The organism is Lacrimispora sp. YZC11 (assembly GCF_057543815.1).
In genome coordinates, this window is record NZ_BAAJYQ010000017.1 from 1 (window position 1) to 13,020 (window position 13,020).

Genomic DNA, 13,020 nt, shown 5'->3' on the forward strand with positions numbered 1-13,020 from the left:
TCCGAAAACTTCATTTGAATCGCTTCGCTCGACTTGCATGTGTTAAGCACGCCGCCAGCGTTCATCCTGAGCCAGGATCGAACTCTCAAATTAAATGGTGTTCAATCCGGGGTCAAAATCAACTAACTAGCTAATTTATTTCCCGTTTTACTTGTTGTTTGGTTCGTATACAATTGCTTGTATTCGTTCTGAAATTTTCTCATTCAAAGCCATCAAACATGACTTGTTTTATTAGAATTTTCAGGGTTTTACATACTGTTCAATCTTCTGTTTTCAAAGTGCTTTTTGCGTTGCTGTCTTCTGCATCGGCAACTCACTAATCATATCATGTGGCTGCTTTTTTGTCAACAACTTTTTTATTATTTTTCAATCTGTTTTAATTGATTGCCCTTGCGGTCTCTCTCGCGCTGGGTCTTTAATATAACATGTCCGTATGAGATTGTCAAGGTAATTTGTACCATTTGTTCGAACAATTTTTTCAGTGTTTCTGTTCCTACTATATATAAGCATTCGTCCTCATTTTTTCTATATTTTGTGGTTGAAAAGCAAATCTGCAAGCAAAGGCAGTTGTTCCTTTGCTTGCAGATTTGTTTTAATTGAATATATGATAGATACAACTCCCGTCTTATAGGAAGCTGCGCAGTACCCCTAGAACCATTAGATTCAGGAAGTTATGGGTGTATATAAAAGACAGCCATTTACTCGCTTCGATCTGCCGGGACAGCATTAGGCCCCACTCGGTTCCAGAGAACGCAGTGACAAGCAGACAGGCAATCCACAGGAATACAAGTCCTTCCAAGCCTCCCAGCAGGGCGCCTGCTATTTTGTTGATTCCTGATATGATAGGCAGCCTGGCAATAATATCCAGCCATCTCATGACCAGCCTTGAGAACAGATAGATGGCGGCAAACAGCAGGACGAATCCTGCGGAATTAAGGATTACATCTGCCAGATAGCTTCCAACATAGTCTGAAAACGCCTGAACTCCCAGCATCTGATACACTTCACTGTTGTTATTTTCAACGAGTGCGTTCTTGATGTTTTGGGGCAGCTTAAGATTTTCAATAATCATACGCTGGGCAGAGGGAGCTTCCAAAGCTTCCCCGGAAGGATTTTCTTCCTGTTCCAAACCTATGGATTTTTTCATATTCTCTGAAATAGTCTGCTGAAGACCTGTATTTTCCTTTAAATACCCCGTTACCGAAGGTAAAGCGACCCGGACAATGGTCAAGGATAGAACCACCGCCAGCATTGATACGACCAACCTGATGAATCCTCTGTGATGGCCATAAAGGACCATACCCAAAAGATAAACCCCGGCTGCTACAGATAACCAGTTTTCCATATATAGCTTCGTCATAATTTATCTCCTAATGAATCAACTGGATATGAAAGCATATCCAGTTGATTCATAAAGGTTGAAGGAAATCTTTCTTTCAACCTTTTGCTCCGAATACCAAACGGTTAATAGCGGATGCCACTCCATTTTCATCATTAGTATCCGTTATATAATCAGCAGCCGCATGGAGCTCTTTGCTTCCATTTTTCATAGCCACTCCAATTCCTGCCTTTTGGATCATGGAAAAATCATTTTCTCCATCTCCAATTGCCATGGTCTGCTTTCCGCTGAGCCCTAAATGGGAGGCGAGCCTTAAGATCGCCTCTCCCTTTGTCGCTCCGAGCGCATTGATCTCTAAATTGTTAGGTATGGAGGAGGTGACCAGAATATCCCCTCTCTTCTCCAATTCAGCTCTTAGTCTGGCACGTTCTTCCATATCCGGGAAAAACAGGTTGATCTTCTCCACAGGCTTGTGGTTCTTCTCCACAAACTCTATGATATTGGGATGGACATCCCTGGTCAGGCGGACCATTTCCTGTAATTCGGCCGGTAGACAGTATTCTGATAAGTGTTCATAAAAGCGGGGTTCCGTTATCCCGCGCCTGTCTATGTAGGGATCGTACATAACATGATAGGAATCCACGAGGCGCAAAAGCTCCAGTGCTTGTTCCCGGGATAGCATCCGGGTATCAATGACCGTTCTTTCTTCCATGTCCTCGATGACCGCCCCATTGGTGGTAATTGCATAACGGATTCCTGAAATGCCTTTTACTTCTTCTGGTATTCCATGTACTGTCCGGCCGGTGCACGGAACAATCCATATTCCTTTTTGAACACATTGGATGAGTGCCTTACGATTGACATCAGAAAGTTTCTTTTTACTGTCTAACAGGGTTCCATCCAAATCAATTGCAATGAGTTTAATATCCACGTTTAATACTCCAATTTAATAAATGAAATGTTCTTCTTTTAAAACAAGAAGGCCGTCTTTATCATATTTCGTGGAAAACAAACCTTTAATCCGTTTTCCAAGGGAAGGCTTTTCTGCACGGTCAGCCGCTTCTTCTATCAGACTTTCTGCATTGGCCCTGTTGAGAGGTCGTCCATCTTCTTCCATGATCTCAATTCTTTCATACAGTGCCAGCATGCTTTTTCCGGTAATGCTGCAGTCAATCTCGTTGGCATAACGACAGGCATATTGGGCGAATTCGTCAATATCCATCTCTTCTCCCTGAAAGCCAGGACCTTCCTCGTCCCGGACAGACGGGCGGAATTCTTCACCCTCTTCACCCTCTTCATAGAAATCACTGTCTCCATATACACCATCTTCATAGACACTGTCCTTATAGGTGCCGTCTTCCTTATAATCGCCCTCCTGCCAGGAATCATATTCATAATTATATTCCTGATTACCATAATCTCTGTGGGGCTCTTCTTTTAATTCTTCCTCTTTAAATGCAGGGGCCAAGGGTTTATAAACAGGCTCCTTAACAACTCTAACCGGTCTTTCCTCCCGTACCGTTTCTCTCACAGAGAAAACCGGGGCTTCTTCTCCGCTTCCGATGCACTCAAATTTGCTTGCCAGTGCAGGATGCTCCCGGTGAAGGGTCTCCATTTGTTTTGGATTATCAATAAGAACCACGATCATTCCGCTTGTATCCTGGTCCATCAATTCATTTAATTCTTCCAACGCTACCCTGGTGAGATCCCCGGCTTCCTCAATGACAAGATCTTTTCCTGCCAGCCTGTCAGCGGATGCCAGTACTCCTCGCATGGATAGCTTGGAGCCGGTGATTTTTGCCACCGGATTCTTTACATTGTTTTCACTGTGAATCTGCTTTAAGGCTTCAACCGCCATTTGAAGTCCCTTTTCAGAAGTCCTTGCCTCTATCATTAAATGATTCTGAACCGGAATTTCTTCTGGCTCGTCTATCTCTTCTTCATACAGGTCTTCAAACTCCAGATTATCCTCATCTCCATAGCTCTGGAAGTTCTGGTTCCAGACCGGGACATCTTCCTCTCCTGAGGAAGGATTTAAAGCATCATAAGACTGCTCTTCATCTTCTGTTTCATAATAGGATTCATCCGTCTGGTCATAATCATTTTCTTCGTAGCCATAATCATCACCCGGCAAATCATCGGATTCATGAAAATTATCGTCTGTGACGGCGGATTGTCCTCTGGCCTCATCCAATTCTTCATATTCCGCTTCACCGTCATAATATCCATCAATATCGGTCTCTTCCATTCCAGGGCCTTCCGGTTCCTCTTCCTCAATAACAGGCTCCGAATGATACAAAAGAGATTCCTCTTCTACAGGCGCATTGATATCCAGGGGTCTTGGTATGGCAGTTAAAGGGCGGCCTACCCTCCGGATATCCTCCAGCACTCTCGTACGTTCCAGCCTGTGTTCTTCCAGCATAACGGGTTCTTCATAGGAGATTTTTGACATTTCTCTAGCCAATGTTTCCTGAACTGCAGCCTCCTGAAGCCTCGCTTCCAGATTGTCCTCCACAGGGTTCTCACTAAATGACATGACAGGTTCCTGGGGGGCCTCTTGCTCTTCTTCATAGTATTCTTCTTCCGGCACCGGATCTCCCTTTTTACCGGAGCTGTATTCCTGCTCAACTGCCCGCAGCTTGGCTTCGTATTTGTCCCGGTTCTCCACAAGATCCATCTGGTAATTGGTCAGCGGTGCATACCGTATTTTTAAATCCATGGCCTTGTCCACATATTTTCCAAGACCAAACATCAGCATGATCCGGTCGCAGGTTTCCACGCAGCGGTCAGGCATGCCTGCAAGGCTATATAGTTCAGCCAGCTCATACAGCCATTTCTCATCCAACTCCACGCTGGTATAGGATTCCAGGGAATGGATGAGCTGCTGGGCCGGCGCTCCTTTTGCTTTTAAAATCATAAAGCGAAGAAGCTGCTGTCTGGGATCATCAGAAGCCAGGTCGCCAAATTCCTTATAATAGGCCTCCGCCTCTTCGATATTTCCCTCCTTGATCGCCAGCTCTGCCAGCTTATAAAGAAGACGTTTTCCGATGGGGGCACGCTCGAAAGCCTGGAGAAGAATCTCCTTGGCTTCCTGGTAATCCTCATTTTTCTCATAAACCACGGCCACCATGGAAAGCAGATTGGTGTTGCGGACTCTCTTCCAGTCTATTGTGTCGGCTATTTTCATGGCCGTATCATAGTCGTTTTTGCCGACCAGTTTTTTAATCTGTTCAACCTTTATATTAAACTCGTACTTATCCATTATTTGTCTCCTAATGAATCAGGCGGATATGCTTGCCTGTCCCGTTGATTCATAAACTCAAGGCTGAAAGATGTATTTTCAACCTTATATCTCCTAACAAGGCAATTGAGCTACAGTTCGACCCGTCCTTCCAGGGCCCGTAACAATGTTACCTCATCTATGTACTCTAAGTCTCCTCCAACGGGAACTCCGCTGGCTATACGGGTAACCCTGATTCCTGTCGGCTTGATCAGCTTGCTGATGTACATGGCTGTCGTCTCTCCCTCAAGACTGGAATTGGTTGCAATGATCACCTCTTCCACATCCACCTGCAGTCTCTGCATCAGTTCCTTCAGTTTTATATCTCCAGGTCCAATTCCCAGCATAGGAGAGATAGCCCCATGCAGGACATGGTAAACGCCATCAAATTTTCCTGTCTTTTCATAAGCAGCCAAGTCCCTGGTGTCTTCCACTACCATAATTACCTTATGATTGCGTTTTTCGCTCTGACAGATGGGACATTTCTCCTGATCCGTCAGGGTAAAGCATTCCTTGCAGTAACGTACATTACGTTTTGCTTCTGTAATGGATAAAGCAAGACCTGCCACTTGTTCCTCCGGCATATTGATGATATGAAATGCCAGGCGCTGTGCAGATTTACTGCCAATGCCCGGAAGCCTGGACAGTTCTTCAATTAATCTGGTTATTTGACTGCTGTAGTAATTCATAATTTCTCTCCTAATGAATCAAGCGGATATGCTTTCATATCCAGTTAATTCACAAACTTAGTTGAAAGATGTTTTTCTTTCAATCTTTAGAACGGAAAGCCTCCGCCTAAACCGCCAAGGCCGCCGGTCAGCTTCGACATGGCGGAACTGCTGTCCTCTTCCATCTCGCGGAATGCTTCATTGGTAGCTGCCATAATCAAGTCCTCAAGCATCTCGATATCATCTGGATCCACAACTTCCTGGGATAATTTAACCGCAGTCACTTCCTTTTTTCCTGAAACAGTGACTGACACGGCTCCGCCGCCTGCTGCAGCTGTATATTCCTTTTCCTCCAGCGCCTTTGTTGTCTCTTCCATCTGACGCTGCATCTTCTGAGCCTGCTTCATTAAATTATTCATATTGCCAGGCATTGCGCCTGGAAAACCGCCACGTTTTGCCATGGTGTGTATCCTCCTGCTATATTTATGATTTTTTAATCTTCAATTGTTATATCCATTAAAATATTTTCTTTTAATTCTTCATCGCTGACATAAATGGTATCAATCCGTTCCCCTCCGCCCCGAAGCCTTGTCTTAAAGGCTATAGACTTCTGGTAATGGTTTTCCACATACCGTTCAATCTCTGCAACTGTTGCCTCCCTGCTTCCGATCATGTAGTTGCTCTGTTCGGAAAAGACTACGCAAAGACAGCTCTCTCCTGCAGGCTCTACAACTGTATCCCTGAAGCTGGCCCGGATAGGTCCTCCCTGTTCCCGAATGATCTTCCCCCATTCACTGCGGATCAGATTTAAATCCTCCAATTGGCCTTTGGGCAGAGCCACCCGCTCTGCTAGGGTTAATTCGTGGACAGGGGCATTACTGCCGTCATTACCTTCCGCCGCTTTTAAGCCTTCCGGGGAAGCAATTCCCACGATACCGCTTTCCAGCTGCTTTTCTATATTGCTGATACGCTGAAGTATGGAATCCAGATTCTGTTCCATCTGGGGGCGGGTCAGCTTGATCAGGGCAACCTCAATCAGGACCCGTTTCTGAAACGCATAGCGAAGCTGATTGGACAGATCCGAAAACACCCGGATATACCGCAAAAGCGTATCATTGTCCACACGTTTGCTGTCCTCTTTTAACAAGTTTTGGTTCTCTGTTGACATATCAAGCAGATTTTCTGCATTGTCCACGGATTTTAATATTAGAAGGTTTCTTAAATACCAGATATAATCAATAACAAACTGGCCCAACTCCCTTCCCTGGATCACCAACTCCTCAAGACAGGTAATACAGTCTTTTGTCCGGTTTTCCACGACTGCCCGGAACATTGTTCCAAATACGGTGATGTCTACGGCTCCCAAAACTTCCAGGACATTGTCGTAGGTGAGAAGCTCTCCGTAATGAAATGCAATACACTGGTCCAGCAGGCTTAAGGCATCACGCAGTGCGCCGTCAGCCGCCTTGGCGATATAAGTAAGGGCACGGTCTTCCACCTGGATATGTTCTGCTTCTGTCAGCTCTTTTAAATGCTCTACAATGGTTTCCACCGTAATGCGCTTAAAATCATACCGCTGGCACCGTGACAGGACCGTCACCGGAATCTTATGGACTTCTGTTGTCGCCAGAATAAATATAACATAGGATGGAGGTTCTTCCAACGTCTTTAACAGTGCATTAAATGCTCCTGTTGAAAGCATATGAACCTCATCGATGATATAAACCCGATACTTGCCTTCTGTGGGTGGATACTGAACTTCATCCCTAATCTCCCTGATATTCTCCACGCCATTATTTGACGCAGCGTCAATTTCAACCACGTTAAGGGATGCGCCTGCTGCGATGTTCTTACAGGTCTGGCATTCCCCGCAGGGACTTCCGTCCGCCGGGTGTTCGCAATTAACCGCTTTTGCAAAGATCTTGGCAATACTAGTCTTACCGGTTCCTCTTGTTCCGCAGAACAGATATGCATGCCCGATACGTTCCGATACTATCTGGTTTTTCAATGTTTGTACGATATGGTCCTGACCCTTTACATCCAAAAAGGAAGAAGGACGCCATTTCCGATACAATGCCGTATATGACATGCCTGTTGACTCCTTATTCGTCGCCGAAGCTAATGCCTATCATCTTGGCTTCCTTAACGATAGAGCTTTCCGGATCGACGGTTTTTAATTTTCCAGCTACATCGGCTAACGGAATCTTAACAATCTCATTGTTATTCACCGCTACCATATATCCGTATTCTTTGTTATTTATGAGCTTTGCTGCCTCAGCCCCAAGGCGGGTGGAAAGCACTCTGTCGTAGGGGCATGGATCGCCGCCTCTCTGCATATGGCCTGGTACGGTAACCCGCACTTCTTGTCCGGTGCGCTCCGTGATCTGGGCCCCGATCTCATATGCTACAGAAGGATAAACCACTCCGGTCTTCTTTTTTTCTTTTAATTCTTTTTTCGTCAGGCAGGCATCTTCCTTGGAAATTGCCCCTTCTGCCACAGCAAGAATGGAAAATTTCTTACCGTTTTGGGCCCTGCTTTTTAATGCCTTGACCACGATATCCAGATCGTAAGGTATCTCCGGCAACAGGATAATATCAGCCCCGCCAGCCAGCCCTGCATACAGGGTGAGCCAGCCGACCTTGTGACCCATGACTTCCACGATAAAGACTCGTCCATGGGAAGCTGCCGTCGTATGGATGCAATCAATGGCATTGGTAGCCACATTGATAGCGCTCTGGAAACCAAAGGTAACATCGGTCCCCCACAAATCATTGTCAATGGTCTTGGGAAGGGATACAACATTCAGCCCCTCTTCCTGAAGGAGATTAGCCGTTTTCTGGCTCCCATTGCCGCCTAATACCACCAGACATTCCAGTTTCAGCTTTCTATAGGTGTGTTTCATGGCTTCCACTTTATTAAGACCGTTCTCGTCAGGTGTCCGCATAAGTTTAAACGGCTGTCTGGATGTACCAAGGATTGTTCCGCCCTTTGTCAGAATTCCGGAAAAATCTTCCGGCTTCATTACACGGTACTCTCCATAAATCAGCCCTTTGTAACCGTCCTCAAATCCAACAATCTCAATATCGCCGGCCATCCGGTACAGTGCCTTTGCTACGCCGCGCATGGTGGCATTCAGGCTCTGGCAGTCGCCTCCGCTTGTCAGCATTCCAATTCTTATCATGAAAGCACACCTCTTTTTTTGATTAGATTTGTCATTGGGAAATAGGTAGTATTATACCCATTTTATAATTATAATACAAAGGGGAATGTGGGGCAAGGGAAAACTTTATTTCATAAGAAATGTAAGAAAATATTAAAAATGGTAATTGCTAATTGCAAAAGACACCGCAGAACAGTTTCCTGCTCTCCGGCGTCTGATAATTCTTTATATTTTAATCCGTGCGTCTCACTTTGAACCGCTATCACAGGCGTTACCCTGGCAGTTAACTCGGTCCAGGCACCCTCACGGCACACAGAAGGTTTCACTTAGTGCTGCTGCATTCCTGCCCTGACACAGTTCATGAAGATCTGTTGCGTAAGACCCAAACGTCATCGCCACTTACCAGGGGCAGCCCTACAATAGACAGCCCTGGGTGAGACATCACCCCTGCTAGAGCGGATTGCAGGTACAGGGCACCGCTATCTCCCCGGCTGCACGGAAACTTTATGACATGTATTGGTTTAATCGCACTTTAGTATACATGGAAACGGACGGGTTGTCAAGGAGTTGAGGAGGATTTATCATCCGGCTTCTTCTTGTTCCTTTCCCGCAGCTCTTTAAAAAAATCTTTCATCATTTGAGAACAATCTTCTCCCAGAACTCCTGTTTCTGTTTCAACCTGATGGTTAAAGCCCTCCTCGTGAAGCATATTAAGCACCGATCCCGCACAGCCTGCCTTTGCATTCATGCAGCCGATGACGACTCTGGGGATCCTTGCCTGGACAATGGCACCGGCGCACATGGGACAGGGTTCCAGGGTCACATACATGGTGCAGCCCTCAAGTCTCCAATCCCCTATTTTTCTGCAGGCCTTACGGATGGCGTTGATCTCCGCGTGGGATAAGACATTTTTATCAATGGTACGGCGGTTATATCCGCGGGCAATGATCTTATCTTCATAAACAATGATGCAGCCGATGGGGACCTCACCTATGGCGCCTGCCTTTTCTGCCTGTCTTATTGCTGCGCGCATATATTTCTCATCTGTTGTCATATTCGTTCCTCTTTGCTTAGCAATTTTATTGCCCGCTCTTTCCGGGCATATAGGGAAATCTCCATGGGTATTTCAATATTATCGCCCGTACTTTCCAGGCATATAGAAATACACGCAGGGATTGGTTTATATGCTTTTTAGGCATAAAAATATGCCCGCAGGATGTTTACGTGTGGTATACTGTTGTATTATAACACGAAACAAAGGAATGGTGAAGGTATGAAACTATGCGGTCTTCAAAAAACAACGCTTCTGGATTTTCCCGGCCACGTGGCAGCCACGGTCTTTCTCGGCGGCTGCAATTTTCGCTGCCCCTTCTGCCATAACAGCGAACTGATCGGCAGCGAGGCAAAGTCCATGTTCAGTGAAGAGGAGATTTTAAGTTTTTTAAAGAAACGAAAAGGAATTTTAGAAGGAGTCTGCATTACAGGGGGAGAACCCACCCTGGCTGAGGATCTGGAACCCTTTATCCGGAAAATACGGGATCTGGGGTATCTCATTAAACTGGATACCAACGGCTATCGGCCGGAGGTCTTAAAAAAGCTGGTTTTAAGTGGACTTTTGGACTATGTGGCAATGGATATTAAAGCCGGCAGGGAAAATTACCCAAAGGCGGCGGGAATAAGGGACCTAAAGATGAAGGACATTGAGGAAAGCGTTGCTTTTCTCCTTAACGGAACCGTCCCTTTTGAATTCCGCACAACAGCAGTAAAGGGGATCCACAGCCTTCGGGATTTTATAGATATCGGCGAATGGCTGACAGGTTGTCCCCATTATTATCTGCAAAACTATGTGGACTCGGACCAGGTCCTATGTCCCGGCTTCCAGTCATTTTCAAAGGAAGAGCTGGATAAATTCTTAAACATCTTAAAGCCCTTGATTCCCAATGCCATGCTTAGGGGCGTTGAGGATTAATCAGGGTATGCCGACAGGGGGCTTAAATTAGCCCCCTAATTTTACATCGGTATACCAGAATCCAAACCGGCCGTCTTCCATTGGCTGCTCCTTGGACAGCACGAAATTCGGAAAACCGAACATGGAAGCCATATATCGCTCGTTGCTGTAATAATGCCCTGGAATTCCCAGAAGGTAACGAGGCTGCCCGCTTGGGTTCAATAGTTTTGCAAGGATTAAGTAACGGTAATTGTAGTATCCATGCAGAAGGAAGCTGTTATTGCCATAGACCCAGGCATCTCTTGGAAGAATACCGATATCCTGGGGCTTGATGGTCAGAATTTCACAGCCATCCTCATAATCAAATGCAAGAATCCTTGTATGTTCACGTTTCAACTTCTCCCAGATCATATGATGGGTGTTATCTTCCTGGATTTCATTTTGGCGAAGGCGCTCTAATTCATCAGGATTTCCCAGCTCTGGCCGTACCTCCTGATTGTCCATGCTTTCTTTTATTACAGCATCTGCCCGGTAACAAATGGTTTCACCAATCCCATCCTGGGCGCTGAAGGGATAAGGCTCACTGAATACAGCTTCCCTCTCCTGGACATCCACTGCTTCTCCAGCCTCTTGCTCAACTTCCATCTCCTGCATTTCACTGGGTATGTCTTCCTGTCCGTCATTTTGCCAATATCCGGACACCTGCTCCACAGCTGACTGCATGGTACTATGTTGGACTTCCGGCTCCCAGGGTTGTATCGGCTCTCCATAATCCCCGGCTCTTAACTGCTCTGCGCCCGGCTCTTCCATGTACTGTAAGTCTTCCGCAGGTTCCTCCGTGTACACGCCGTCCTCATCTGGCTTCTCCGTGTACTGCAGGCCGTCTGCGTCTGGCTCCTCCGTGTACTGCAGGCCGTCTTCGACTGGCTCCTCTGTATACCGCAAGCTGTCTTCGTCCGACCTCTCCTCATCAGACGTGATCCATTCCTGTTCACGATCTTCTGATTCTGCATTTACCAATTCCTCGCCGTCATATTCGGCAAAATCCATATCCCCATCGGCTGGTACCTGGTCTTCCGTCTCCAGGTTCTCTACCTGCAGATCTTCCTCTTCCGGCAGTTCCTGTTCTTCGGCAGCCGAAACATCCTCTTCAACCGTCCGGTCATTGGAGGAAGCTTCAACCCTATCCTCTTCCTGTGAAATCTCTGCCTTGGAAGTCTCCCGGAGTTTATCAGGCTCCAGCGGGAATTCTTCCTCGATCTCACGTACCGCCCGTTTTATCTGTTCTTCTGAAATAACGGTCTGTTCCTTCTCCGAAACAACTTTAGCCGCACTCTCTAAATCGACTTCCGCCGCATGGGCAACAGCATCTTCCCAAATGGTCGTATAGGAACGCCATGTATTTTTCACATCATGGATGGTCAGTCCGTAGCACTGATCCACGTTAATTCCGGAGTGCTCTATATCACCTGCCGATACCACAGTCCTGAATTCGCCGGAACCCCCGCGTATAAAAATATTGCCAAGGAATATTTCCTGGTCTGCGGCTAATAAGTATACTCCAATATCATTGCCGCCCACATATATCCTTTTGACACTGACCGTAATCTTGCACTGGACCCCTCTCGTCTCTATCTTGGCAAATCCGATGTTTTTTCCTTTGACTGCGCCTTCATAGGCATAAATATATGAGATTAGTCTTCGATAATTAGGCATGCCATCACTCCTTTATAATTATTTTATGCAAAATGCCATTGCATCTATGACACAAAAATGCTATCCTTATGAAAAGAATGTATAAAATTTTTTTTCAACGTATGGAGGGATAGAGAAATGAAGCTTTATCGCGCGAAGGACTACAACGATATGAGCCGTAAGGCCGCTAATATTATATCTGCTCAGATAATTATGAAACCGAACTGCGTTCTGGGACTTGCTACCGGTTCCTCTCCCGTCGGCACCTATAAGCAGTTAATCGAGTGGTTCAACAAAGGGGATCTGGATTTTTCCCAGGTAAAGACTGCGAATCTGGACGAATACAAGGGACTTACCAGGGATAACGATCAAAGCTATTATTATTTTATGCGTGAAAATCTGTTCCGTCATGTAAACATTGACGAAGCAAATGCCAATATACCCGATGGAATGGAAGCTGATGCCACCAAAGAGGCTGCCCGCTATGAGGAAATCATTAAAGGACTTGGCGGTGTTGACTTACAGCTCTTAGGACTTGGGCACAACGGCCACATTGGCTTCAACGAGCCATCCGACATCTTCCCAAAAGATACACATATAGTGGACCTTCAGGAAAGCACCATCGAAGCCAACAAGCGTTTCTTCGCTTCGATTGAGGAAGTTCCGCGCCAGGCCTATACCATGGGAATCGGTACCATTATGAGAGCCAGAAAGATCCTGCTGATCATCAGCGGAGCTGATAAAGCGGACATCCTTCATGATGTAATCTGCGGACCGGTTACTTCCCGTGTTCCGGCATCTATTTTACAGCTTCATCCGGATGTTACCATTGTTGCAGACGAAGCGGCTCTTTCCAAGATGGAAAACATTTAAACCAAGCATTATAATCTTCTGATGCAAAATTATATGACAGTATCTGCCCGGCCGCT

The 13,020-nt window shown here is 46.1% G+C and carries 11 protein-coding genes, 1 rRNA gene and 1 other RNA gene; 2 read left to right on the forward strand and 11 right to left on the reverse strand.

What is annotated here, in order from left to right; genetic code table 11:
* The 10 genes from AC27IJ_RS19195 to tadA all read right to left on the reverse strand — a co-directional run.
* A 16S ribosomal RNA gene (locus tag AC27IJ_RS19195) occupies window positions 1-93 on the reverse strand; the annotation flags it as partial.
* 532 nt (window positions 94-625) lie between these two features.
* On the reverse strand, window positions 626-1,360 hold the full coding sequence (locus AC27IJ_RS19200; RefSeq protein WP_312445632.1) for a CvpA family protein: 735 nt from the start codon (window positions 1,358-1,360) through the stop codon (window positions 626-628).
* Window positions 1,361-1,436: 76 nt separating this feature from the next.
* Window positions 1,437-2,270, reverse strand: coding sequence for a Cof-type HAD-IIB family hydrolase (locus AC27IJ_RS19205; protein ID WP_312445631.1), 834 nt, complete (start codon window positions 2,268-2,270; stop codon window positions 1,437-1,439).
* A 15-nt stretch (window positions 2,271-2,285) separates the two neighbouring features.
* Entirely contained in the window at window positions 2,286-4,601 is a 2,316-nt protein-coding gene (locus AC27IJ_RS19210) for a tetratricopeptide repeat protein (RefSeq protein WP_487150308.1), read from the reverse strand.
* 110 nt (window positions 4,602-4,711) lie between these two features.
* Window positions 4,712-5,308 (reverse strand): recombination mediator RecR, encoded by a 597-nt coding sequence (recR, locus tag AC27IJ_RS19215; RefSeq protein WP_487150310.1) that lies wholly within the window; start codon window positions 5,306-5,308, stop codon window positions 4,712-4,714.
* Window positions 5,309-5,394: 86 nt separating this feature from the next.
* The gene (locus tag AC27IJ_RS19220; RefSeq protein WP_312445626.1) at window positions 5,395-5,748 is read right to left on the reverse strand and encodes a YbaB/EbfC family nucleoid-associated protein; all 354 of its coding nucleotides are present in this window, start codon (window positions 5,746-5,748) and stop codon (window positions 5,395-5,397) included.
* Window positions 5,749-5,780: 32 nt separating this feature from the next.
* Window positions 5,781-7,376 (reverse strand): DNA polymerase III subunit gamma/tau, encoded by a 1,596-nt coding sequence (dnaX, locus tag AC27IJ_RS19225; RefSeq protein WP_487150312.1) that lies wholly within the window; start codon window positions 7,374-7,376, stop codon window positions 5,781-5,783.
* 13 nt (window positions 7,377-7,389) lie between these two features.
* Window positions 7,390-8,469 (reverse strand): 6-phosphofructokinase, encoded by a 1,080-nt coding sequence (locus AC27IJ_RS19230; protein WP_312445623.1) that lies wholly within the window; start codon window positions 8,467-8,469, stop codon window positions 7,390-7,392.
* A 216-nt stretch (window positions 8,470-8,685) separates the two neighbouring features.
* Window positions 8,686-8,947, reverse strand: an RNA gene (gene ffs, locus AC27IJ_RS19235) — signal recognition particle sRNA large type.
* Window positions 8,948-9,007: 60 nt separating this feature from the next.
* Window positions 9,008-9,502, reverse strand: coding sequence for a tRNA adenosine(34) deaminase TadA (gene tadA / locus AC27IJ_RS19240; RefSeq protein ID WP_313257576.1), 495 nt, complete (start codon window positions 9,500-9,502; stop codon window positions 9,008-9,010).
* A gap of 219 nt (window positions 9,503-9,721) precedes the next feature.
* Here tadA and AC27IJ_RS19245 point away from each other — a divergent pair, with 219 nt between their 5' ends.
* Window positions 9,722-10,417: an anaerobic ribonucleoside-triphosphate reductase activating protein gene (locus tag AC27IJ_RS19245; RefSeq protein ID WP_312445619.1), complete on the forward strand. Its 696-nt coding sequence runs from the start codon at window positions 9,722-9,724 to the stop codon at window positions 10,415-10,417.
* Window positions 10,418-10,444: 27 nt separating this feature from the next.
* On the opposite strand, the gene AC27IJ_RS19250 is transcribed toward AC27IJ_RS19245, so the two are convergent.
* Window positions 10,445-12,112 (reverse strand): DUF6128 domain-containing protein, encoded by a 1,668-nt coding sequence (locus AC27IJ_RS19250; RefSeq protein WP_487150315.1) that lies wholly within the window; start codon window positions 12,110-12,112, stop codon window positions 10,445-10,447.
* A gap of 117 nt (window positions 12,113-12,229) precedes the next feature.
* Between AC27IJ_RS19250 and nagB the strand changes: the two genes are divergently transcribed.
* Window positions 12,230-12,964, forward strand: coding sequence for a glucosamine-6-phosphate deaminase (gene nagB / locus AC27IJ_RS19255; RefSeq protein ID WP_312445618.1), 735 nt, complete (start codon window positions 12,230-12,232; stop codon window positions 12,962-12,964).
* Window positions 12,965-13,020: the final 56 nt, after the last annotated feature.